Here is a 24,048-nt window from a genome sequence, read left to right on the forward strand (position 1 = left end):
AATCGTTTCAGCTTTTATGAGAAAAAAATGTGTCGATTGTTAGGGCGTTTCAAAAAAAATTCCGCTGAAACGTTTCAAAAGTCTCATTCTATTACGCCATTTATGCAAGCTTTCTACGCTGCTGACGTAACAGAATTTTGACATCACGCACATTTTAACGTGGATGACGCGCTGCCCGCCAACAAAAATCACCCAATGGCTGAAGCCGTGCTGACGAAAAATAATGAAACAAGATTTCTGTTTCATTATAAACCCGAGTACTATGTCGCGCTCGACAGCCTCTGCCTATTTTCCAAGCGCTATCAATTTATGTTCACTCCTGCAAATACAACGCGACGTCCACTCGACCTGACATCGTCAGCATTTTTAGTTATTGCCTTCCTGACCGGAACGGCCGGTGCCCTGCAACTTCCTACGCTTAGCCTCTTTCTTTCCAGCGAAGTCCAGGCTCGTCCTTTCTTAGTCGGGATGTTTTATACCGGTAGCGCTGTTATCGGTATTGTCGTCAGCCAAATGCTGGCCACGCGGTCGGACCGTCAGGGCGATCGCAAATCGCTGATTTTCGTCTGCTGCCTGCTGGGCGCACTTGCCTGCATGCTGTTTGCCTGGAACCGTAACTACTTTATCCTGCTCTTTATCGGTGTATTGCTGAGCAGCTTTGGCTCGACCGCGAACCCACAGCTTTTTGCGCTGGCGCGGGAGCATGCGGATAAAACCGGTCGTGAAGCAGCGATGTTCAGCTCCATCCTCCGCGCACAAATTTCTCTCGCCTGGGTTGTCGGCCCGCCTATCGCCTTTGCGCTGGCACTGGGATTCGGCTTCACGACGATGTACCTGACCGCCGCTGTCGTCTTTATCTTGTGCGGCATTCTGGTCAAACTCTTTCTGCCTTCCATGCCCAAAGCCGTGGAAAAGACCACTTCCACACTGGAATCACCGCGTCGCAACCGCCGGGACACGCTCTTGCTGTTCGTGGCGTGTACCTTGATGTGGACCTGCAACGGCATTTACCTCATTAATATGCCGCTGTATCTGGTGCATGAGTTGCATTTACCGGAAAAGCTGGCGGGTATCATGATGGGTGTGGCCGCCGGCTTGGAAATTCCGGTGATGCTGATTGCCGGCTACGTTGCCAAACGCTTCGGTAAACGTTTCCTGATGCGGCTTGCCGTTGCTTCCGGTTTACTGTTCTTCGGCGGCTTGCTGGTTCTTGATGGCGAAATAGCGCTGTTGGCGTTACAGGTGCTGAACGCCATTTTCATCGGTATTCTGGCGGGAATCGGCATGCTTTACTTTCAGGACTTGATGCCCGGACAGGCAGGTGCGGCAACCACGCTATTTACCAATACCACGCGCGTTGGCTGGATCATCTCTGGTTCACTGGCAGGGATTGTTGCTGAAATCTGGAACTATCACGCCGTCTTCTTCTTCGCGCTGCTGATGATCGCGGGCTCTATCTATTGTATGTGGCGTATCAAAGACGCCTGATCGCTGCACATTAAGGGGCGGTGTCGGCTTCCAGCTTCAGCAGGTAAATCATCGCCTCATCACGATGGCTGAAACACATATCCGCGCGCGGCTTTAGTCCCGCGCAAACCTCAGGCCGTAGTGGAGAATGGAACAGCCCGCAGCGCATCGCCTCATCGAGATGAATACAGGGTGTGTTTGCAGGCTTACCGTGCGGCAGACCCGGCATCGGCGTTGAAATCGATGGTGCGGTACAACAGGCACCGCAATGGGGGCGACAGTCCATCAGCAAGCTCTCCGGTGGGCTGACAAGAAGTGAGAGCGCCACGATAGCAGCCCCGTCGTAAAAAACCAATATCAGTCCTTTCATCTTATACTTGCCTGAACTCTTCGGCGCGAGTAACGTGTCGCCACAAAAATCACACTCCTTATAGCAGGTAATTTTTATGGCAAGAGCTAACGAGATTAAACGCGGAATGGTCGTTAACTATAACGACAAGTTATTGCTGGTAAAGGACATCGATGTCCAGAGTCCCAGCGCCCGTGGTGCCAGCACGCTGTACAAAATGCGTTTTTCTGATGTCCGCACGGGTTTGAAAGTGGAAGAGCGTTTTAAAGGCGACGACATTATCGATACCATCACGCTGACGCGCCGCACGGTGACGTTCTCCTATATTGACGGCGACGAGTACGTCTTCATGGATGATGAGGACTACACCCCTTACCTCTTCAAAAAAGATCAAATAGAAGAAGAGCTGCTGTTTATCCCTGAAGGCGGTATGCCGGGGATTCAAGTATTGAGCTGGGACGGCCAAATCATCGCGCTGGAATTGCCACAAACGGTCGATCTGGAAATTGTTGAGACAGCACCGGGCATTAAAGGTGCCTCTGCCAGTTCACGCAACAAACCTGCGACCATGAGCACCGGTCTGGTTATCCCCGTTCCAGAATATCTGAGCGCGGGTGAAAAGATCCGTATTCATATTCCAGAACGTCGCTACATGGGTCGTGCAGACTAACATTCTACCTTGTGCTTCCCGCACAATACTTGTCGCCGGATGATCTATCCGGCACACGTCAACTCTCCCCCGCATAGGAGCCTGACATGCTAACGAAAGTCAATTTGATCACAGGGTTTCTCGGTAGTGGAAAAACCACCACGATTCGTCATCTTCTGTCGCAAAAGCCTGAAGACGAAGTCTGGGCGGTGCTGGTCAATGAATTCGGCGAAGTGGGTATTGACGGTGCGCTACTGGCGGACAGCGGTGCAGTGTTAAAAGAGATTCCCGGCGGCTGCATGTGCTGCGTAAACGGCTTGCCGATGCAGGTTGGCCTGAATATGTTGCTGCAACAGAAGAAGCCCCATCGGCTGCTCATCGAGCCTACGGGACTCGGCCATCCGAAACAAATTCTCTCCTTGCTGACAAGTGATATCTATCAGCCCTGGCTGACATTACAGGCTACGCTATGTCTGCTGGATGCTCGCCAGTTAAGTGAAACGCGTTACACGGAAAATGAGAACTTCCGCGATCAGCTTGCCGCCGCAGATATGATTATCGCTAACAAGCGTGATACTTATACCGCCGACGATCTCGCGGCCTTGCAGCAGTGGCAGCAGGCAAGCGGTGATGGTCGACAAATTATCGAGGCTAGTCAGGGAAATATTGACTGGCAGTTGCTCGACCAACCGCGCCCCCCTTCATCGCAAGAACGTATACTCGAACTTCCAGATGGTGCACATCACCATGCGCATCAGCCAAAAAATGGTTTGGCAGCGCTGCAATTACCGGGTGGTCAATCCTGGCGACGCTCTCTCAATCAGGGACAGGGCTACCACGCCTGTGGCTGGATATTCGCCCCTGAAACCGCTTTTGATACCGCAGCCCTGCTGGACTGGGTCCGCCTTTCTCCCGTGAGTCGGGTTAAAGGGGTGATGCGTATAAAGGAAGGGACGCTCGTCGTGAACCGTCAGGGACACGATCTGCATATAGAAACCCGATCGGCGGCACCGATTGATAGCCGTATCGAAGTCATTAATGAAACACCAGCAGAATGGAATACGTTACAAGCCTCGTTGTTAAAGGCTCGTTTAGTTAACGTGGAGTAAACTGGAGTTTTTTCGTCTTTGTTTGGATGCTTTGCCTTATGTCATTTGCCCGTTTTTCTTCTATTTTAGTGCTCAACGTGTTGGGCATCAGTCTGTTTTTATCCTGGTATCTACCGGAAAATCATGGTTTTTGGCTCACGATCGACAGCCATATCTTTTTCTATTTCAATCGTCTCTTGGTTGATAGCCCGACGTTTTTACATCTGGTTGCCATTACCAATAACCGCGCTTTTGACGGCTGTGCGCTCGTTGCAATGGGATTGCTGTATCTGTCGTTTTATCTAAAAGCGACGTCCACAGAGCGTCGCCGTTTGTTGATCCTCGGTTTTATCATGCTGTTAACAGCCGTCGTGCTGAATCAGGCAGGACATTTATTGCCGGTGCAACACGCCAGCCCTACGCTCTATTTTAGTGACGTCAACCGCGTTTCAGACTTAACCGGTATTCCGACCAAAGATGCGTCATCGGACAGCTTCCCCGGCGACCACGGCATGATGTTGATGATCTTTGCTGCTTTTATGCTGCGTTATTTTACCCGTACCGCTTTCGCTATCGGTCTGGCCATCATGGTGATTTTCTCATTGCCTCGCATCATGATTGGTGCACATTGGTTTACCGATATTGCAGTAGGTTCTCTGTCGGTTGTTCTGGTCGGATTGAGTTGGTGGTTATTAACGCCAGCGAGCGATGCCGCTATTAACCTGTTAAATCGGCTATTACCTAAAAAATCGACAGTATAAATCCCTATGATTTCAGAGTTTTTACATCGTCATTTTTTAGCTGAACACATCATTAAATCTTATAAATAAAATGGTTAAAACTTCTCGCAATCCTGCTGCTGTTGCGGTAGTCTCGTTCAGGTTTGCTTTTTAGCGCACACTGAACTACCAGCGGCAAGAGAAATAATGTGCATTCCGGCACACTTTCGTCGATGAGTGTTTGGCTAAGAAGAAACTCTGATTTAGTCTGAGTCTCGTTTTCGTTTGGCATTTATACCCCAGTGAAATGGGGATACTACATAGCGATATTTATCGTTAAGGACAGCAAGGGAACATAACAATAATGGTCAAGTCTCAACCGATTCTGAGATATATCTGGCGGGCAGTGCCTGCCGTTGCGGTAGCAATGATGCTCTCCGCATGTGGAAGTAATAGTGCATACAACAGTAAAGCTCAAACTGATATGCATGCAGTTAATGACAAAGATGGTCTTTTACTGCAAGCCTCTCAGGATGAATTTGAAGCACTGGTTCGTAACGTAGACATCAAGTCTAAGTTGCTTAACCAATATGCCAGTTGGAAGGGTGTTCGTTACCGTTTAGGCGGTGATAGTCGCCGTGGCATTGACTGCTCAGCTTTCGTTCAGCGCACGTTCCGCGAACAGTTTGGTATGGATTTACCGCGTTCAACCTATGAACAGCAAGAGATGGGCCAGCAAATTCAGCGTAGTAAACTGCGCGTTGGCGATCTTGTTCTGTTCCGTGCAGGTTCGACCGGTCGCCACGTTGGCATTTATCTCGGCAACGATCAGTTCGTCCACGCATCAACCAGCAGTGGTGTCATCATTTCTAAAATGACAGAAGACTACTGGAATAAGCGTTATCAGGAAGGACGCCGTGTCCTGAGCAAAGGAAAAACCAGCTAAACAATATCGCTCCCTTGCTGTGATATGGTTTTTTTAGTAAAAGAACTTTGCTATTAGCCAACGAAACCAGACAACATTAACGCCGCTTATCACCACAAGCGGCGTTTTTTATGATGGACATCCTTGTCCATCACCCTACGGGCCGTTGCTGCGCAACGTTGAAAAACGTTCCCTACGTTTTTTATGCCTGCTTTTCCCCGAATACCACCGAGTTCCTCCCCTTCTGCGGCACACTGCGCAAAATATGACTTGTTCAACAACCTGAAACATTAACAGGCCGTGATTAAGGTAGGTTTATCACCTGATTTCATGATAAAAAGAAAACACGCAGCTTCCCGATGGGAATGTTAATTATTTCAAGAACTTTATGCCGAGGAAATCGGCATTATTGACGTAACAGTATGGCATGTCTGTATCAGACGATGCCTAGCCAGATAACGTCCACTCGCAGGAGATTACCGTCAGATGTTAAAACGCGTTATCGCTGCCGTATTGCTTTGCACGGCCCATTTTGGGGCGCATGCCGAGACGATTGAAAACAGCACCAGCTTTGCACTTTTGGGGGAGCCCAAATATGCCGAGAAATTCAGTCATTTTGATTACGTCAACCCAGATGCCCCGAAAGGCGGCAGCATCACCCTCAGCTCTCTGGGTACTTTTGACAATTTCAATCGTTACGCGCTACGCGGCGTGGCGGCGGCACGTACCGAACGCCTCTACGATTCTCTCTTCACGACGTCTGATGACGAGCCTGGCAGTTATTATCCGCTGGTCGCCCTGACGACGCGCCATTCGGCTGATTTTCGCTGGATTGAAATCGAGATGAATCCCAAAGCCCGTTTTCATGACGGCTCACCAATCACCGCCGCTGACGTCGCGTTCACCTACAATATGTTTATGACGCAGGGCGTGCCGCAGTTCCGCATCTATTTTAAAGATGTCACCGCCAAGGCCGTCGCACCGCTGACTGTGCGTTTCGATTTTCCCGTATCCGACAAAAACCGCATGTTCAGCTTGCTGACGCTGCCAATAATGCCGGAGAAGTTCTGGAAGAATCATAAATTCAGCGAACCGTTAGCGTATCCGCCCCCAGCTAGTGGGCCTTACCGCATCACCGCCTATCGAACGGGGCAATATGTCACCTATTCACGCGTGAAAGACTACTGGGGTGCCGATCTGCCGGTCAATAAAGGCCAGTACAATTTCGATAAAATTCGCTACGACTACTATCTGGACGACAGCGTCGCACTGGAAGCCTTTAAAGCTGGTGCCTTCGATCTGCGTGAGGAAGGATCGCCAAAAAACTGGGCCGCCCAATATCAGGGCGGCAACTTTGCGCGTGGCTATATCATCAAACAGGATCAGGTCAATCAATCCGCACAGGATACGCGCTGGCTGGCATTCAATATTCAGCGACCGCTGTTTCAGGATCGACGTGTACGTCAGGCGTTAGCACTGGCATTTGACTTCAACTGGATGAATAAGGCGCTGTATTACAACGCTTATCAACGTACTGACAGTTATTTCCAAAACACCGAGTATGCCGCCAAAGGTGAACCTGGCGCAGAGGAGTTGGTCTGGCTGACGCCGCTCAAGGACAAAGTACCAACCGAAGTCTTTGGCCCCAGCTATCAACCGCCCTCTTCCGATGGCAGCGGGTATGATCGACAGAACTGGCTTAAGGCCCTCAAACTGCTGGAAGACGCGGGTTGGGAATTAAAAAATCAGAAGCTGGTTAATCGCAAAACCGGGCAGCCGTTTACGTTTGAACTACTGCTGCCAAGCGCCGGCAACTCTCAATATGTCCTGCCTTTTCAGCAGAGCCTGAAAAAACTGGGCATCACCATGAACGTACGTAACATCGACAGCACACAGTTCAATAACCGTATCCGCAAGCGAGATTTCGATATGACGGCCACGGTATATAGCGCGTTCCTCTACCCCAGTGCCGATCTGCAAATCCGCTGGAGTTCACAGTATATCGATTCGACCTACAACAGGCCGGGCGTCAGCGATCCCGCGATTGATTCGCTCATCGCGGAAATCGTTAAGTATCAGGGGCAAAAAGTACCACTGCTGTCATTAGGCCGCGCGCTGGACAGGGTATTGACCTGGAATCAGTTTATGATTCCGATGTGGTATTCAAATCATGACCGTTTCGCCTATTGGAACAAGTTCGCCATGCCGGCTGTACGCCCAGCCTATTCGCTTGGTTTTGACGGCTGGTGGTTCGATACCAAACAGGCGGCCACGCTGCCCGCAGAGCGACGTTAAGGAATAAAAATGGGAACGTATCTGTTACGCCGCCTCTTGCTGGTTATTCCAACCCTGTGGGCAATCATCACAATTAATTTCTTCATTGTACAAATTGCTCCCGGCGGCCCGGTGGATCAGGCTATTGCGGCAATTGAAATGGGGCACGGCAGCGGTTATACCGCCAATAGCGGAATGGATGCCGGTATGGCACGGGCGGGCACCGGCGGCGCACCGAATATCGAGAACGCTTACCGCGGTTCACGCGGCCTCGACCCGGAAGTCATCGAAGAAATCACCAAACGCTATGGCTTCGATAAGCCAATCCATGAACGTTATTTTAAACTGCTGTGGGATTACGTACGCTTTGACTTCGGCGACAGCCTGTTCCGTGGTTCTTCGGTGATGCAACTTATTAAGGAGAGCATGCCGGTTTCGATTACGCTGGGGCTGTGGAGTACGCTGATCGTCTACCTGATTTCCATTCCTCTTGGCATCAAAAAAGCCGTGAAGAACGGCACACCGTTCGATACCTGGAGCAGCACGTTAATCATTATCGGCTATGCCATTCCGGCGTTTTTGTTTGCGATCATTTTGATTGTACTATTCGCGGGCGGCAGTTACCTGGACTGGTTCCCGCTTCGAGGGCTGGTCTCCAGCAATTTTGATACCCTGCCGTGGTACAGCAAGATTACCGACTACTTGTGGCATATCGCCCTACCGGTTCTGGCTTCCGTTATTGGCGGTTTCGCCACGCTAACGATGCTCACCAAGAACTCCTTTATGGATGAGATTCGTAAGCAGTACGTTGTTACCGCGCGCGCTAAAGGGCTGGATGAAAAGAGCATTCTCTACCGCCACGTATTCCGTAATGCGATGTTGCTGGTGATTGCCGGCTTCCCCGCCACGTTTATCAGTATGTTTTTCACCGGCTCGCTACTGATTGAGGTGATGTTCTCGCTCAACGGGCTGGGCCTGTTGGGCTATGACGCCACGCTGCAACGTGACTATCCTGTCATGTTCGGTACGCTGTATATCTTCACGCTGATCGGCTTATTACTGAATATCGTCAGCGATATAACCTATACGCTGGTGGATCCGCGTATCGATTTTGAGGGACGCCAATGAGCCGCTTAAGCCCGATTAATCAGGCGCGCTGGGCACGCTTTAAAAGTAATCGTCGTGGTTACTGGTCGCTGTGGATTTTCATGGTGCTGTTTGTCGTCAGCCTGTTTTCCGAATTGATCGCCAACGACAAACCGCTGTTAGTAAAGTATGACGGCCAGCTCTATACGCCGGTGCTTATTGACCACAGCGAGAGGACGTTCGGCGGACAGTTGGATATCACCGCTGATTTCCGCGATCCTTATATCGCCGAACGTATCAGCAGCCACGGCTGGGCCATCTGGCCGCTGATTCACTACAGTTACGACACCATAAACTACGCCACTACAGCGTCCTTCCCCTCTGCACCAAACTGGCAGAATTGGCTGGGCACGGATAGCCAGGGGAAAGATGTGGTCGCGCAGGTGCTGTATGGCTTCCGTATTTCACTGCTGTTCGGTCTGGCGCTCACGATCCTGTCCAGCGTGATTGGTATCGCTGCCGGTGCAACACAGGGCTATTACGGCGGGCGTCTCGACCTGTGGGGGCAACGCTTTATCGAAGTCTGGTCCGGCATGCCCACGCTGTTTCTGATTATCTTGCTATCCAGCGTGATTCAGCCGGATTTCTGGTGGCTATTAGGCATTACCGTCCTTTTCGGCTGGATGAGTCTGGTTGGCGTGGTACGGGCGGAATTTCTGCGTACCCGCAACTTTGACTATATTCGTGCCGCGCAGGCGATGGGCGTCAGTGACCGCGCCATTATGTTCCGCTGCATGCTGCCAAACGCGATGGTCGCTACGCTGACCTACCTGCCCTTTATTCTTTGCGGCTCGATTACCACGCTGACATCGCTGGATTTTCTCGGCTTTGGTCTGCCGATGGGCTCGCCATCATTAGGCACTTTATTGCTGGAAGGGAAAAATAACCTTCAGGCGCCGTGGCTGGGCATTACCGTGTTTATGGTGCTTTCCATCGTGCTTTCCTTACTCATTTTTATCGGCGAAGCGGTGCGCGACGCCTTTGACCCCAGCAAGGCGCATTAATATGTCCAGTTCACCTTTATTGCAGATAGATAATCTCAGCATTGCCTTCCGCAAAGGCGGTCAGGAGCAGCGCGTTGTCGACCAGCTTTCATTGGCGGTGAACGCGGGTGAGACGCTGGCGCTGGTCGGTGAGTCGGGTTCGGGGAAAAGCGTCACCGCGCTGTCGGTTTTGCGTTTGCTCCCCTCCCCGCCCGTGGTTTATCCGCAAGGAGATATCCGCTTCGCAGGGCAGTCGCTGCTGCATGCTGATGAAAAAATACTGCGTCAGATACGTGGCAATCGGATCGCGATGATCTTTCAGGAACCGATGGTGTCGCTTAACCCTTTGCAAAGCATTGAGAAACAGCTGATGGAAGTGCTTTCGCTCCACCGTGGCATGCGCACCGAGGCAGCCCGCAGCGAAGTCATCACCTGTCTGGATCGCGTGGGTATTCGGCAGGCTAAGAGTCGATTGAATGATTTCCCACACCAGCTTTCCGGCGGGGAACGCCAGCGAGTCATGATTGCGATGGCGCTGCTGACACAGCCGGATTTACTGATTGCCGATGAACCCACAACGGCGCTGGACGTGACCGTCCAGGCGCAAATATTGAAATTGCTGAACGAGCTGAAACAGGAACTGGGGATGAGCTTGCTGTTCATCACCCATAACCTGAATATTGTCCGCCAGTTGGCAGATAACGTGTCGGTCATGAAAGCCGGTCAGGCCGTGGAACATAATCGCTGTCAGCAACTTTTCAGCGCACCGCAGCATCCCTACACGCGCCAATTGCTGGATGCCGAGCCGTCGGGCGAGCCGCTCCCAGTAACAGATGCCAGCGAGCCTCTTTTGCGGGTGGAAAAACTGCACGTTTCGTTTCCCATCAAACGTGGCCTTTTGCGCCGTACTGTTGACGAAAAGCAGGTAGTGAACAATATCAACTTCACCTTACGGCGCGGCGAAAGTCTGGGTCTGGTGGGGGAATCCGGTTCAGGAAAAAGCACGACCGGGCTCGCGCTGCTGCGCCTGATTCAATCACGTGGTGATATCTGGTTTGACGGCCAGCCTCTGCAAGGGCTAACCCGTAAGCAAATGATGCCTTTCCGCCACCGGATTCAGGTTGTCTTTCAGGATCCGAACTCCGCGCTGAACCCGCGACTGAATGTAGAGCAAATTATTGCTGAGGGGTTGACCGTCCATCATAAGTTGAGCAAAGAGGCACTCGACCAGCGTGTGGTTGAGGCGATGCAGGAAGTTGGGCTGGATCCGACGACCCGCTACCGCTATCCCTCCGAGTTTTCCGGCGGTCAGCGCCAGCGTATCGCTATCGCTCGCGCTCTGATACTGCAGCCGGAGCTGCTGATCCTTGATGAACCCACCTCATCGCTGGACAGAACGGTGCAGGCGCAAATTCTGGCACTGCTGAAATCATTACAGGAGAAGCACAAAATCGCCTACCTGTTTATCAGCCATGACTTACAGGTTATCCGTTCGCTGTGCCATCAGGTTATTGTGTTGCGACAAGGCGAAGTAGTCGAACAGGGCGAATGCAAACAGGTATTTGCGCACCCTGCCGAACATTACACGCGTGAACTGCTACAGTTTTCATCCTATACGGCGGAAACGCAGTCAGCATAAATGAGGGAATACCGCAGCGTCAGTCTGCTGACGCTGCGGTTTAAAAGGGGTATTGTGCTGATACGGACTCAGCGATAGCGACACCAACATTCTTCAGACGGCACATTGCCGTACTTTCATCATTGCGATGCAAAAACAGGCACGGTTCGCCTTCCCATTCCAGAACGGCGCATTCAACCTGAATTTCAGACAGAGACTGATGCAGCTGGTGCATGATTTTCCATGCAATATCGCCGTCATGGCTCAACAGCTTGAGGCCAATCAGGTTATTCTCTTCTTCTCTGCCGCTCAGCGGAATCGGTTCAACATTGATACCTGCAAAACCCGATAACCAGCGATAACTTTGCGGCAAACGATGAACTACCGAAAGTTGGAAACTGTCCACTACTGTTTTCCTCAGGTAATAATTCACAAAATAGTAACATATTTATCATAGTAGCGTGTTCAGGCCATTTCTTGCCACTTTTAGAGAACAAAAAAACAACAAACACGCTTTTTTCATATCGTGATAGTGGCTAACAGACCTGATTGCAAGGACTATTAATGCCAAATTGATCACGAATCTTTCTTCTTTTCCGGCTATATGTAACCTTTTCCATTTAATATCTCAACCCTTTTTAGCCTATTTGTTCACTTTTGGGTCAAATATTTTACATTAACAAAACAAAAAGCTATGCCTGGGTATCGTCTTAAGAAGCAAAATGAGGAAGAGAGAACAGACTCAAATGCAGGAACATCTTTCCTGCATTTGAGAAGAAGGGAAAATCAGGACGCGGGGGAACGGGTTGCGTATAGATACAGCAGAAAGGCACCAATCGAACAAAGTGCCATTGATAGCACCATCGGCCAGGCGCTGTTGAATGAAGCCAGCGATAGGATAACGCCCACAATCGCGCCCAGACCGAAGCGCAACGTACCAGCCAACGACGAGGCCGTCCCTGCCATATGCGGGAAATCATCGAGAATCACCGCCATCGCATTCGACGCCACCATCGCAATGCAGCCGACAAACAGTGCCACGCCAAACACCAGCGGTAAGAACCCGAGATCGAACAGGCAGACGACCACCAGCCATATTCCCATCACAAACTGAATGACCAGCCCCGTGCGGAACATCGCCATCGCTCCCAGCCGTCGCACATTGCGGCTGTTAAACAACGTGACCACAAAGAGAAAGACGACGTTCAGAGCAAAGTAGTAGCCAAAATTCTGAGGGGACACGCCATACAGATTGATGTACACAAACGGCCCGGCGCTCAGGAAGGAGAACATGCCGCAAAACGAAAGCCCGCTTGCCACCATATAGCTGAACACCCGCTTGTGGCGGAACAGGATGGCAAAATTCCCGATGGTGGTGCGCAGATGAAATTTCTGCCGCTTAGCGGGCGGTAAGGTTTCTTTGATAAAAAAGAAAATCAGCGCTGACGCCAGAAAAGCCGCACCAGAGATCGTCCAGAAAATAGAATGCCAGCTAAACCACAGCAGCAGCCAGCCACCGGCAATCGGCGCAATGAGCGGCGCGACCGTCATCACCAACACGACAAACGACATCATGCGAGAAAAATCATCCCGCGAGAACATATCGCGCATCAGGGCATTAATCACCACCGCAGCCGCCGCAGCGGAGACACCGTGCAGAAAACGCATGTAGATCAGCTGCTCTACCGTTTGTGCCAGCGCACAGGCCACGCCTGCAAACGCAAAAACCAGCGTACCGCCGAGAATCACAGGCTTACGTCCCAAACTGTCCGCCATCGGTCCGTAGAACATCTGGCCAATCGCAAAGCCCAGCACATAGGTACTGAGCGTCATTTGGACATGCCCGTCCCCCACGCCAAATTCGTTAGCAATGGTCGGCAACGCAGGTAAATACATATCGATAGCTAACGGCATTAGCATCGAAATCAGGCCGAGAATAAAGATCAGCCCGAAATGAGAAGAGCGGCGTAATTGCACTAATAACTCCAGATTAGAAAAAAGGTCATGCTATGCAGCATTATTTTACGCTGGCGATCTCCTCAGCACTTAACTCCCGGTATTCCCCCGGTTCCAGTTCGCTATCCAGATAGATGCCACCGATACGTTCGCGATGCAGCTCAACGACCCGATTTCTCACTGCCGCAAACATCCTTTTGACCTGATGATAGCGGCCTTCGCTAATCGTCAGTCGAACGACATAATCCGTTATCTTCTCAAGCGTAGCGGGTTTGGTGAGGTTCTTCTCGTTATGCAGTTGCACGCCCGCCGTAAATTGCGCAGCGGTGTCCTCGGCCAGCGGCTGTTCCAGCGTCACCAGATACGTTTTTTCACACTGATGCTTAGGCGAAGTAATGCGATGCGACCATTGCCCGTCGTCAGTTAACAGTACCAGTCCGGTGGTATCGATATCCAGACGCCCCGCCGCGTGCAGTTTGTACGCCACCGGGACATCCATGAAATACAAAATGGTGGGATGATCGGGATCGTCCGTTGAACAGACGTAGCCCTGAGGCTTATTCAACATGAAATAACGTGGGCCGTTCTGCTGTTTCAACGGATTACCATCAAATTCAACGTTATGCTCGGGGGATAACTTGAACGCACCGCTTTTTACCACTTCACCATCTACGGTAACACGCTGTGCGTGGAGCTCGCGCGCCACCAGTGAACGACTAATTTCCAACTGCTGGGATAAAAATTTGTCCAATCGCATTAAAGCTCACTACCTATCTCAAATAACTGCCTGTCTCACATCATGAGACCCTAAATTGTGAAAGGGTAGTATAACGGGGGTTTGTTCACTCGTCCTGCAATTCACGGCCCATAAGTTGCTCTTTTTAGCCGACCTTGAATTTGAACGCCTCTTGCTTACCCCTCGCGCCAGGTATTATCAACAGGCATAATAAGGGCAATTTTTTACATTTTAAGGACAGCCCCATGTCATCTATTCACGGTCATGAAGTGTTGCAAATGATGCTCACATCCGGTGAGTCATTTACCACCGAACAGCTGATTAGCACGATAGAGGCCCGCTTCGGCAACGAAGCGCGTTTTCATACCTGTTCCGCCGAAAATATGACGGCCTCGATGCTGGTACAGTTTCTGTCTGAACGCGGGAAATTTATCCCGCACGATGCGGGCTTTACCACCAGCGCCAGTAAAATCTGCCAGCACTAGCTATGTCGTTCACACTACGGCCTTACCAGCGTGAGGCTGTTTCCGCCACACTCGACTATTTTCGCCGTCATACCCAACCGGCCGTCATCGTTTTGCCTACCGGTGCGGGGAAAAGTCTGGTCATTGCCGAACTGGCGCGTCTTGCCCGTGGCCGCGTGCTGGTGCTTGCACACGTCAAAGAACTGGTCGCGCAAAACCATGCAAAATACCGAGCCTTGGATTTGGAAGCGGATATCTTCGCAGCCGGGCTACAGCAGCGAGAGAGTCAGGGAAAGGTGGTCTTTGGCAGCGTGCAGTCCGTCGCGCGTAATCTCGACCAATTCGATGGTGCCTTCTCTCTGCTGATCATTGATGAATGCCACCGCATTAGCGACGACGATAACAGCCAATATCAGCAAATCATCCAGCATCTGCAAAAAACCAATCCACAGCTGCGCTTGCTCGGCTTAACGGCAACGCCCTATCGGCTTGGTAAAGGCTGGATATATCAGTATCACTATCACGGCATGATCCGTGGCGACGAACGCAGTTTGTTCCGCGACTGCATCTATGAGCTGCCGCTGCGTTATATGATCAAACATGGCTTTCTGGTGCCGCCTGACCGGCTGGACATGCCAGTGGTGCAATATGATTTCAGTAAGCTCGTCGCCCGCAGCAACGGATTATTCAGCGAAGCCGACCTGAACCTCGAACTCAAACGCCAGCAGCGTATTACGCCGCACATCATCAGTCAGGTCATCGATTATGCGCAAACGCGGCGCGGCGTGATGATTTTTGCGTCCACCGTCGAACATGCCAAAGAAATTACGGCCTTGCTACCGGCCGGACAGGCTGCACTGGTTAGCGCCGATACGCCAGCGGCCGAGCGTGATGCGCTGATTGACGCCTTTAAACAGCAGTCGCTGCGGTATCTGGTCAACGTGGCGGTGCTGACGACCGGGTTTGACGCTCCGCATGTCGACCTTATTGCTATCCTTCGACCAACAGAATCCGTCAGCCTGTATCAGCAAATCGTCGGGCGAGGTTTACGTTTGTATCCAGGGAAAACGGACTGCCTGATTCTGGATTATGCGGGCAACCCGCACGATCTCTATACGCCAGAAGTCGGCAACAGCAAGCCGCATGCTGGCAGCCAGCCAGTACAGGTCTTCTGTCCTGAATGTGGCTTTGCCAATCTGTTCTGGGGGAAAACGACCCCGGACGGCGACATCATCGAACACTATGGCCGCCGCTGTCAGGGCTGGGAAATGGCGGAAAGTGGCCAACGCAAGCAGTGTGATTTCCGGTTTCGGTTTAAAGTCTGTCCGCACTGCGGCGCGGAAAATGATATTGCCGCGCGGCGCTGCCACCAGTGTGACGAGGTATTGGTCGATCCTGACGATATGCTGAAAGCAGCGTTGAAACTGAAAGATGCATTGGTTTTACGCTGTAGCGGCATGAGTTTCGAGCAGGGGCAGGATGCAAAAGGTGAATGGTTAAAAATTACCTACCACGATGAAGACGGTGCCGAAGTGAGTGAACGTTTTCGCCTTCACACTACCGCTCAGCGCCACGTTTTCCTGCAACAGTTCTTACGTGTTCACCAACGCGCACCGGGAACCCCGTTTAACTGGCAAAATGCCGCCGACGTCATCACACAGCAGCTATTATTACGCGCACCTGATTTTGTCGTCGCCCGCAAACACGGAAAATTCTGGCAAATACGCGAAAAGCTCTTTGATTATCAGGGACGCTTTCGCCGCGCCAACGAGATCCGCGGCTAAGTAATTTTGGGATTCATTTGCCCGCGGAGCCATATTCCGCTAGAATTCAGCCCGCTTTTGTTCGCAAAAGCTGAATAACCCAACCTGCTGCTGGGTCGCCTGTAGCAGGATTACTTTATATAAGTAGAGAAGAAAATGATTACTATCAAAGCAGAAGCACGTCAAGGTCAGGGTAAGGGTGCGAGCCGCCGCCTGCGTTCAGCTGGTAAATTCCCAGCCATCGTTTACGGTGGTTCAGAAGCACCAGTATCTATCGAACTGGATCACGACTCAGTAAAAAACCAAGAAGCGAAAGAAGGCTTCTACGGTGAAACAGTTATCCTGTCTATCGATGGCAAAGAAGTTAAAGTTAAAGTTCAGGCTGTACAACGTCACGTTTACAAGCCAAAACTGACTCACATCGACTTCGTTCGCGTTTAGTTTGCGCTGAAGTTGTTTTCCGGGACGCCGGAAAAGAAGAACGCCGCTTATGCGGCGTTTTTTTTATAAAAATTTACTCATTCACAAAGGAATGTGAACATGTCTCGTGATATCTCACAGCGACTTATCGCTATCGATGCCCTGCGCGGTCTGGTTATGGTACTTATGCTACTGGACCATGTGCGGGAAACCTTTTATCTACACCTGCAACTCGCCGATCCGATTGATGTAACCAGTACCGATCCCATGCTATTCATCAACCGCACGCTGGCGCACCTGTGTGCTCCCGTATTTGTCTTTTTAACCGGGCTTTCTGCCGCGCTTTATCATCAGAAAGTGCAAGATCGCCGACAAACTGCCCTCTTCCTGTTCCAGCGTGGCTTAATTCTTATTCTTCTTGAGCTCACGCTAGTCAACTTCGCGTGGACGTTCCAATTCCCGCCGCAGGTCATCTATTTACAGGTTATCTGGGCCATCGGTATGAGTATGCTTGCCCTCAGCGCGCTGATCTGGCTCCCTGCCGGGCTGGTTTTCATACTGGGCATCGTTATCGTGGGCGGACATAACCTGCTGGACCCTTTGCAGGCTTCCGCAGGCTCCATCTGGTCTATTCCCTGGGCGATTTTGCACGATCGCGGTTGGATAGACATCGGCGACACATTCCGTATGCGCACTTCATACCCGGTATTGCCATGGATTGGCGTCATTTCACTTGGCTACGTCGCTGGGGCACTATATCGAAAAGAGGTATTTCCGCTTCAGCGCCAGAAAGTCCTGCTCACGCTGACTGGGATCACGCTAGCGCTGTTCTTCGTTCTGCGTAGCATCAACCTGTATGGCGAAAAGCCCTGGCAGCAGGGTGATGTGATCACACAAACGCTCATGAGTTATTTCAACATCACGAAATACCCGCCATCGCTGCTGTTCCTCTGCCTGACGCTTAGCATCGGGCTTTGCCTGCTTGCCGTATTCGAGCGTCAGCAGCAACGGCGCTGGCTCGTTATACTGGCGAGCTTCGGTGCCGCACCGATGTTTTTCTACCTACTGCATTTGTATGTTTTAAAAGGTATGTATTTAACCGCTGTCGCGATCTGGGGGAAAAATCAGGGAGAATGGTTCGGCTTTTCCGCCGTCTGGCAATTGTGGGTGTGCACTCTGGTGCTGATGGTCGTGTTATTTTCGCCAGTTCGCGCGTTTGCCCGCTTAAAAGCACGCCGCAGAGACATCCGCTGGCTTAAATACTTCTAATCTCTATCGTTTCAACCCGCTATCAGCCGCTGCCCTTTTCATAAAGTAAGAAAAAGGGCAGCGTATTCTGGCGCGATGTCTACGACTTACCGCTGCTTGTCCGACGCTGTAACTGATCGCGCAGGTTCGGTGGCGTGCCTTTAATCGTCAATGTATCCGTCGCCGGATCCCAGAAAATTCGCTCGCCGAGCAATAGCGCATCAAAATTCAGACTGATACCGCCGCCGCTGCCCGCAAATTTGGTCAACTGGCGCAGTGTTCCACGATCGGCCGGGAAGCTCTCTTCCAGCTCATATCCCTGCTCAGTTGAAAACTGCTGAAAGGTTTTCTCGCCCAGCGGTGGCAGTTCCTGCGACAGCGACGCCAGCTCGATTTCCTCACCGGACTGCAACTGCTCATTGCAGTAGCTATACACCTGCTGGCGATAATTCTGGCGCTCGTTTTTATCTAACTGGGCTTCTTCACAATACTCATCAACGGCTTTCAGCAAGCCACGGTTTTGTGCTTTGGTGTCCAGCCCTTCCGACGCGGCCAGAAAATCCATAAAGAAGTCAGAGACTTTGCGCCCAACGCGGCCTTTAAGGAACGTCAGATAGCGTGTCGATTCTGGATTAGTCTCCCATTCCGTCAAATCGATACGCGCAACGATATCGGCATGGTTGATATCCAGATAGTGCGTGGTGCTGATATCCAGCTGTTCATTAACTCGCATGCTGTTGCAGCTATTGAGCACGGATATCAGTAAATACTCGACCGCCAGATAACGATACTGACAGAACAACACGATACCGCCTTCGGCAAACGGGTACTTCGCCAGCTCATCACGCAGACGCCCGGTCGCGGCGCGTGAGAAACTCAGAAAATCCTCATCCCCTTTGCGACAAGCTCGCAGCGCATCCGCCAGCTCGCTTTGCTCATTAAACAGCCCATAGGCCTTACTCTTGGCGCTGTAGACGCGATGCAGTTCAGCCATCATCTCTTCTACTGCCGCATTGGTCGACAGCAGGGAATCACGCAACACCATTTCCAGCGTTTGTTCGTCACGTTTAATTAGCTGATGCAGGGCAATCTGGGCGATATCCAGACTCATGATAAACTCTCCTTTTGGCAAGGCGCGTATTCAAACACTGATACGAACGGCCCGCAACACATTAAAGCTGGCCCTTTACATCTGTACGCGCGCTAAGCGTCTACACTACTTATTGATAAAAGCACGCCAGTGATAAAAGTACGTTAATGATAAAAGTGCAGAAAAGCATAAGCCTATACGGTAAGATAAGCGACTTTACCAGCTTGAGATACGCCATTTTATGCCACAATCATCCCGTTATAGTGACGAACACGTTGAACAACTGCTTTCTGAGATGGTCAATGTTCTGGAAAAGCACCACGCCCCAACCGATCTTGCTTTGATGGTGCTCGGTAACATGGTGACAAACCTGATTAACACCAGCATCGCGCCTGCACAACGTCAGGTTCTGGCGCGTTCTTTCGCTGAAGCCCTGCAGGCTTCGATTAAAAAAGCCGATAAAGCTCACTAAGTTTTGACCAACGTATGGTAACCAACCGTCAGCGCTACCGCGAAAAAGTCTCCCAGATGATCAGTTGGGGACACTGGTTCGCCTTATTCAACATTTTGCTCACTTTGGGGCTGGGTAGCCGCTACCTGTTTGTTGCCGATTGGCCGACATCCCTGTTCGGTCGACTTTACGCGCTGGTTAGCTGGCTTGGTCATTTTAGCTTTATCGTCTTTGCCGCCTACCTGCTGGTCATCTTCCCGCTCACGTTTATTGTGATGTCGCAGCGCCTGCTGCGGTTCCTGTCTGCGGCGCTGGCAACGGCCGGGCTGACGATACTGCTAGTGGATGTTGAGGTCTTTACACGCTTTCACCTGCACCTCAACAGCACCGTTTGGGAACTCGTCGTCAACCCCGGACAGGGTGAGATTGCCCGCGACTGGCAGTGGGTGTTTATCGGTATTCCGTTGATTTTCATGGCGGAAATGCTGTTCGGCACCTGGTGCTGGCAAAAACTCCGCAGCCTGAATCGCCGCCATTTTGGCAAACCGCTGGCCGGCGTTTTCATCTCGGCGTTCTTCGCGTCGCACCTGATGTACATTTGGGCCGATGCGAACTTCTATCGCCCAATTACCATGCAGCGTGCCAACCTGCCGCTGTCTTATCCGATGACGGCACGTCGTTTTCTGGAAAAACATGGCCTGCTGGATGCACAGGAATATCAGCGTCGCCTGACGCAGCAGGGTAATCCTGAAGCCATGACGGTGGAGTATCCGCTCAGTGACATCACCTTCCGCGATAGCGGCAGCGGCTACAACCTGCTGATGGTGATGATCGACGATACGCAGCCCGACGCCATACAAAACCGGATGCCGAACCTGTCGCGCTTCGCCGCAGAAAACGTACGCTTTAGCGATCATTACGATTCAGGATCTCAGCCAGACGCCGCCTTGTTTAACCTGTTTTACGGCCTCTCGACGACCTATATGGACGGCATCCTGAGCGCGCGCAAACCTTCTGCCTTGATCACCGCGTTAAGCCAGCAGGGTTATCAGTTCGGGCTATTTTCGGCGAACGGCTTCAACAGCCCGCTTTATCGTCAGGCGCTGCTTTCTGATTTCTCCTTACCTGCACCGCAGCAGCAAAGCGGCGATGCCATCATCACGCAATGGCAGGAATGGCTCAGCCGCGATAATAATCCAGCCCCCTGGTTCTCTTACGTTGAACTGAGCAGCGCACCGAAAACCGCAGATGGCAAAGATGCTGGGCCTAACGGCCGCATGAATATTCAGGACGTCGATCGCCAGATTGGGCAAATCATTCATACCCTGCAGGAAAAAAACATTCTGAATAACACCGTCGTCATCGTAACAACGGCACAAAACCAGAATGCTAATGCCAGCAACGCGGCACGTTTTGCCCGAACTCAGTGGCAAACGCCGCTCATTGTTCACTGGCCGAACACGCCTGCGCAGACTATTACGAAAATGACGGATAACAAAGACGTCATGACCACGCTGATGCAGCGCCTGCTCCACGTTAAAAATAGCACGGATGATTATTCGCAGGGTGAAGACCTGTTCTCAGCCCAGCGACGCTACCCGTGGTTGATTAACGGCAACGGTGGCACTCTGCTCATCACAACGCAGGATCAGCTCATCGTATTGGAAAGCAACGGCAACTACCGGGCTTACGACATGGCGGGAAATCGGTTGAATGATGAAAAACCACAGCTTGCCCTACTCTTGCAGGTACTAACGAACGAAAGGCGCTTTATTGCCAACTAACTGCCTAAATCTAAAGCAGTCGTTCCATCCGGCTATTGCAATAAGGTCAGGAAAAGGTAGTATGAATGCCCATAGCATCGGCACGTAGCGCAGCCTGGTAGCGCACCGTCATGGGGTGTCGGGGGTCGGAGGTTCAAATCCTCTCGTGCCGACCAAATACATATTCGGTAAGTATCGTTTACTACCGGAAACCCCACAAAAACCCGCATTCTCACTGAGTTTGCGGGTTTTTTGTTGCCTGTTATCTATCGGGATACCCCGTTTACAGCCGGAAACTTTAGTTATACGCTTAGTTATACCGCCCCATATAACTACAAAAGCGTATAACTACGATGGCTCGTATAACTACCCCATTGACCAATACCGAGATCAAAGCCGCCAAACCTGCCGAGAAGGAATACACACTACAGGACGGGGATGGGTTGTATCTGCTGGTGAAATCGAGCGGCTCTAAAATCTGGCGTTTTAACTATTACCGCCCCGATACAAAGAAACGTGCATTAATCAGCTTTGGTTCATTCCCTGCGGTTTCTTTGGCAGAAGCCCGACAACGGCGTGAAGCGGCAAAGGCACTGATAAGTAAAGGCATCGATCCACAATTCCACCAGCAACAGCAGCGCGAACAAGAGCAAGCCATCAACCTGAACACGTTCGCTAAAGTCTCCGCTGACTGGTACGAATTAAAAAAGTCTCAACCGCTGGCCGAGAACACCATTAAAGATATCTGGCGTTCGCTGGAAAAATACGTTTTCCCGTTCATCGGAACCCTACCGATCACTCAGCTTACCGCTCGTCACTTCATCACCGCGCTGGAGCCGATACAGGCCAGCGGCAAACTGGAAACCGTCAAACGGGTAAGCCAGCGAATCAACGAGGTGATGGATTATGCGGTTAACTCCGGGCTAATTCCTGCAAACCCCGCCGCCAAGATCCGCAAAGCGTTTCAAACGCCAGTGAAAACCCATATGCCGACCATTCGGCCAGAGGCATTACCTGGCTTGATGAAAACGCTATCGGTCGCCAGCATTGAGTTACAGACCCGCTTATTGATTGAATGGCAACTACTGACCGTTACCCGCCCTGCTGAAGCCGCTGAAACCCGCTGGAGTGAAATAAATCTTTCGGATAACACCTGGACGATCCCCGCTGGCCGCATGAAGATGCGCCGTGATCACATTATTCCCCTGCCCCCGCAGGCATTAGCCATTCTGGACGCTATGAAGCCCATTAGCGGCCATCGAGAATACCTGTTTCCTTCCAGTAAAGATCCCAAACAGCCGATGAACAGCCAGACCGCTAATGCCGCATTGCGGCGTATGGGTTACAAAGGCGTACTGGTATCCCACGGCCTACGCGCCATATTCAGCACTGCCGCCAATGAAGAAGGGTTCCCGCCAGATGTGATCGAGGCTGCTCTCGCCCACGTAGACACCAACGAAGTGCGCCGCGCCTATAACCGCTCCACCTATTTGGAACAACGCAAGGTGTTGATGTGCTGGTGGGGCGAATTTGTAGAAAGTGCCGCTACTGGCAAAACGTTAGCATCTGAAGCGGTACGCGGTTTACGGGTAGTTGGGGAGTAGTGGATAAAATCACAGTAAAAATCACACCCAAGTAGAAAAAATGACGTTATTATGTGCGTTCCGGTGATAACCGATAGAAACCGAATAAAGCCGCGTCTAGGGTAGCTCCCGAACGCCCGTCCCCTACGGGTTGGCGCAGGCTTTTATCATAGGGGAACGTATTGGGGGGCGTTGTGACTAATTCTTTTTTGACTGCTAATCCTTTTTCATTAGTTTTACCTGTACATATCCGTATTCAACCAATTATCACGCTCGACCAAGCAGCTCTAATTATGGCTGGTGTAGACGATGGAATTGATAGTGTTCATGAAGCAGAAAACGGTAATTTCGAGGGATGGAAAGAGGCTAAAGCCTATAAAAAAGCCATATTGGGTGCCGTCAGATTGGGCATGTTAAAGCCGCTAACAGCCGTCTATTACCCAGAAAATAGCAGCTATGAGGCAAACGTAGATGTTAATTCAATAAATGTAAATACCTGTATCGACTGGGCAGAATTCGCGGCTGATGTTATATGGCCGTGGGCAGACACAGTGCTATCAGGATGCTCTATTGCCAAGAAAAACAGCCAGGCCATAGACGCAGAACCAATTATGCCCCTTTCCCCAATAATTTATCAGGAGTCTTTTGAATCAATAGAGAACCTGAAAAATAAAATAACCGAGTTGGAAATAGATATCCAAAAGTTGAAGAAACTGATCCCTTGCCATATTGGATCGTTCGTCGGGGGCGCGGATAAAGACCCATTATTTCAGGCGATCAGAATCAGAAATAATGAGTGGCAGAGTTATGACCCTAATGATAAATCAACCAAAGCAAGCCAAGAGTCCATAATTTTGGATCTGCGAAACAATTATGGTTTTGTTGACTCTACCGCAAAGGCCATTGAAAAAGTCGCCTGTCCTATTGACCGCAACCCGTCTAAAATCGCTTAAAAACTACCGTGAGGGTAAGCACCTCCAACCCTCACGGTAATTTTCCCCTCATTCACCCTAACCCCAAATGGTTTTGCCCTTACCCTACATTGCCATGTCAACATCCCCACAACGCCGGAATCCTCCGGTATTGATGGAGATTTATCGCATGGCACCAGCAGAAAGAAAAATCCTACTTAAAAAAGAAGTTAAGTCGATTCTGCGTCTTAAATCTGATAGCGCATTTCAGGACATGATCAACGCGGGAGAATTCCCCAAAGGCTTTCGTATTGGTATGCGTCGTGTTGGCTGGTTCGAGGATGAAGTCAGTGACTGGTTAAGGCAACGCATTGCCGAGCGTGACCAACAAACCGAAACCGCATAAGCCAACACCTCCATTTTTATTGCCGCGATAGCGGCATAT

At 51.1% G+C, this 24,048-nt stretch carries 23 protein-coding genes and 1 tRNA gene; 19 read left to right on the top strand and 5 right to left on the bottom strand.

The genetic code is table 11. From position 1 onward, the window contains the following. The first annotated feature begins 309 nt into the window (after nucleotides 1–309). Entirely contained in the window at nucleotides 310–1,488 is a 1,179-nt protein-coding gene (gene setB / locus MYB54_RS13330) for a sugar efflux transporter SetB (protein ID WP_039288087.1), read from the top strand. Nucleotides 1,489–1,498: 10 nt separating this feature from the next. Here setB and MYB54_RS13335 read toward each other — a convergent pair whose 3' ends face one another. Then, nucleotides 1,499–1,753 carry a YkgJ family cysteine cluster protein gene (locus MYB54_RS13335; RefSeq protein ID WP_010277375.1) on the bottom strand — a complete coding sequence of 85 codons (255 nt, stop codon included), beginning with the start codon at nucleotides 1,751–1,753 and terminating at the stop codon, nucleotides 1,499–1,501. 160 nt (nucleotides 1,754–1,913) lie between these two features. Between MYB54_RS13335 and yeiP the strand changes: the two genes are divergently transcribed. The 8 genes from yeiP to yejF all read left to right on the top strand — a co-directional run bounded on the left by yeiP (nucleotide 1,914) and on the right by yejF (nucleotide 11,239). After that, nucleotides 1,914–2,486 (top strand): elongation factor P-like protein YeiP, encoded by a 573-nt coding sequence (gene yeiP, locus MYB54_RS13340; RefSeq protein WP_010277377.1) that lies wholly within the window; start codon nucleotides 1,914–1,916, stop codon nucleotides 2,484–2,486. An 86-nt stretch (nucleotides 2,487–2,572) separates the two neighbouring features. Continuing rightward, on the top strand, nucleotides 2,573–3,574 hold the full coding sequence (locus MYB54_RS13345; RefSeq protein WP_248720874.1) for a CobW family GTP-binding protein: 1,002 nt from the start codon (nucleotides 2,573–2,575) through the stop codon (nucleotides 3,572–3,574). A gap of 38 nt (nucleotides 3,575–3,612) precedes the next feature. Beyond that, nucleotides 3,613–4,314, top strand: coding sequence for a phosphatase PAP2 family protein (locus MYB54_RS13350; protein WP_039468876.1), 702 nt, complete (start codon nucleotides 3,613–3,615; stop codon nucleotides 4,312–4,314). A 322-nt stretch (nucleotides 4,315–4,636) separates the two neighbouring features. Then, on the top strand, nucleotides 4,637–5,218 hold the full coding sequence (gene mepS / locus MYB54_RS13355) for a bifunctional murein DD-endopeptidase/murein LD-carboxypeptidase (protein WP_010277383.1): 582 nt from the start codon (nucleotides 4,637–4,639) through the stop codon (nucleotides 5,216–5,218). A 465-nt stretch (nucleotides 5,219–5,683) separates the two neighbouring features. Next, the gene (locus MYB54_RS13360) at nucleotides 5,684–7,492 is read left to right on the top strand and encodes an extracellular solute-binding protein (protein ID WP_248720875.1); all 1,809 of its coding nucleotides are present in this window, start codon (nucleotides 5,684–5,686) and stop codon (nucleotides 7,490–7,492) included. A gap of 9 nt (nucleotides 7,493–7,501) precedes the next feature. Beyond that, nucleotides 7,502–8,599, top strand: coding sequence for a microcin C ABC transporter permease YejB (locus MYB54_RS13365; RefSeq protein WP_248720876.1), 1,098 nt, complete (start codon nucleotides 7,502–7,504; stop codon nucleotides 8,597–8,599). Next, the gene (locus tag MYB54_RS13370) at nucleotides 8,596–9,621 is read left to right on the top strand and encodes an ABC transporter permease (protein WP_248720877.1); all 1,026 of its coding nucleotides are present in this window, start codon (nucleotides 8,596–8,598) and stop codon (nucleotides 9,619–9,621) included. The genes MYB54_RS13365 and MYB54_RS13370 overlap by 4 nt, the downstream gene beginning before the upstream one ends. Before the next feature lies 1 nt (nucleotide 9,622). Beyond that, a complete protein-coding gene (yejF, locus tag MYB54_RS13375) occupies nucleotides 9,623–11,239 on the top strand; it encodes a microcin C ABC transporter ATP-binding protein YejF (protein ID WP_248720878.1) in 1,617 nt (538 codons plus the stop codon). A 40-nt stretch (nucleotides 11,240–11,279) separates the two neighbouring features. Here the strand turns inward: yejF and MYB54_RS13380 are convergent, their stop codons facing one another. From MYB54_RS13380 to rsuA, 3 genes are all read right to left on the bottom strand, one after another. After that, entirely contained in the window at nucleotides 11,280–11,624 is a 345-nt protein-coding gene (locus MYB54_RS13380) for a YejG family protein (protein WP_010294807.1), read from the bottom strand. A 380-nt stretch (nucleotides 11,625–12,004) separates the two neighbouring features. Then, complete coding sequence (locus tag MYB54_RS13385; RefSeq protein WP_014915010.1) at nucleotides 12,005–13,195, bottom strand: Bcr/CflA family multidrug efflux MFS transporter; 1,191 nt, start codon at nucleotides 13,193–13,195, stop codon at nucleotides 12,005–12,007. Nucleotides 13,196–13,235: 40 nt separating this feature from the next. Beyond that, on the bottom strand, nucleotides 13,236–13,931 hold the full coding sequence (gene rsuA / locus MYB54_RS13390; RefSeq protein WP_206555557.1) for a 16S rRNA pseudouridine(516) synthase RsuA: 696 nt from the start codon (nucleotides 13,929–13,931) through the stop codon (nucleotides 13,236–13,238). A 224-nt stretch (nucleotides 13,932–14,155) separates the two neighbouring features. Here rsuA and MYB54_RS13395 point away from each other — a divergent pair, with 224 nt between their 5' ends. The 4 genes from MYB54_RS13395 (at nucleotide 14,156) to MYB54_RS13410 (ending at nucleotide 17,826) form a co-directional block, all read left to right on the top strand. After that, on the top strand, nucleotides 14,156–14,395 hold the full coding sequence (locus tag MYB54_RS13395; RefSeq protein ID WP_039287104.1) for a YecH family metal-binding protein: 240 nt from the start codon (nucleotides 14,156–14,158) through the stop codon (nucleotides 14,393–14,395). A gap of 2 nt (nucleotides 14,396–14,397) precedes the next feature. After that, nucleotides 14,398–16,158, top strand: a complete 1,761-nt coding sequence (gene radD, locus MYB54_RS13400) for a DNA repair helicase RadD (protein WP_248720879.1) — start codon at nucleotides 14,398–14,400, stop codon at nucleotides 16,156–16,158. Between the two features lie 135 nt (nucleotides 16,159–16,293). Further along, nucleotides 16,294–16,578 carry a 50S ribosomal protein L25 gene (rplY, locus tag MYB54_RS13405; protein WP_014915006.1) on the top strand — a complete coding sequence of 95 codons (285 nt, stop codon included), beginning with the start codon at nucleotides 16,294–16,296 and terminating at the stop codon, nucleotides 16,576–16,578. Nucleotides 16,579–16,677: 99 nt separating this feature from the next. After that, nucleotides 16,678–17,826 (top strand): acetyltransferase domain-containing protein, encoded by a 1,149-nt coding sequence (locus tag MYB54_RS13410; protein WP_039519094.1) that lies wholly within the window; start codon nucleotides 16,678–16,680, stop codon nucleotides 17,824–17,826. Nucleotides 17,827–17,905: 79 nt separating this feature from the next. On the opposite strand, the gene yejK is transcribed toward MYB54_RS13410, so the two are convergent. Further along, nucleotides 17,906–18,916 (bottom strand): nucleoid-associated protein YejK, encoded by a 1,011-nt coding sequence (yejK, locus tag MYB54_RS13415; protein WP_039275459.1) that lies wholly within the window; start codon nucleotides 18,914–18,916, stop codon nucleotides 17,906–17,908. Between the two features lie 220 nt (nucleotides 18,917–19,136). Between yejK and MYB54_RS13420 the strand changes: the two genes are divergently transcribed. The 6 genes from MYB54_RS13420 (at nucleotide 19,137) to MYB54_RS13445 (ending at nucleotide 24,009) form a co-directional block, all read left to right on the top strand. After that, nucleotides 19,137–19,367 (top strand): YejL family protein, encoded by a 231-nt coding sequence (locus MYB54_RS13420; protein WP_005967239.1) that lies wholly within the window; start codon nucleotides 19,137–19,139, stop codon nucleotides 19,365–19,367. Between the two features lie 14 nt (nucleotides 19,368–19,381). Further along, nucleotides 19,382–21,130: an LPS biosynthesis-modulating metalloenzyme YejM gene (gene yejM / locus MYB54_RS13425; RefSeq protein WP_248720880.1), complete on the top strand. Its 1,749-nt coding sequence runs from the start codon at nucleotides 19,382–19,384 to the stop codon at nucleotides 21,128–21,130. A 78-nt stretch (nucleotides 21,131–21,208) separates the two neighbouring features. After that, a tRNA-Pro gene (locus MYB54_RS13430) sits at nucleotides 21,209–21,285 on the top strand. A gap of 177 nt (nucleotides 21,286–21,462) precedes the next feature. Next, on the top strand, nucleotides 21,463–22,713 hold the full coding sequence (locus MYB54_RS13435) for an integrase domain-containing protein (RefSeq protein ID WP_248720881.1): 1,251 nt from the start codon (nucleotides 21,463–21,465) through the stop codon (nucleotides 22,711–22,713). Between the two features lie 173 nt (nucleotides 22,714–22,886). After that, a complete protein-coding gene (locus MYB54_RS13440; RefSeq protein WP_248720882.1) occupies nucleotides 22,887–23,645 on the top strand; it encodes a hypothetical protein in 759 nt (252 codons plus the stop codon). A 148-nt stretch (nucleotides 23,646–23,793) separates the two neighbouring features. Continuing rightward, complete coding sequence (locus MYB54_RS13445; protein ID WP_248720883.1) at nucleotides 23,794–24,009, top strand: helix-turn-helix transcriptional regulator; 216 nt, start codon at nucleotides 23,794–23,796, stop codon at nucleotides 24,007–24,009. Nucleotides 24,010–24,048 lie beyond the last annotated feature (39 nt).

The sequence above is a fragment of the Pectobacterium nicotianae genome, from assembly GCF_023272715.1.
GTDB lineage: Bacteria > Pseudomonadota > Gammaproteobacteria > Enterobacterales > Enterobacteriaceae > Pectobacterium > Pectobacterium brasiliense.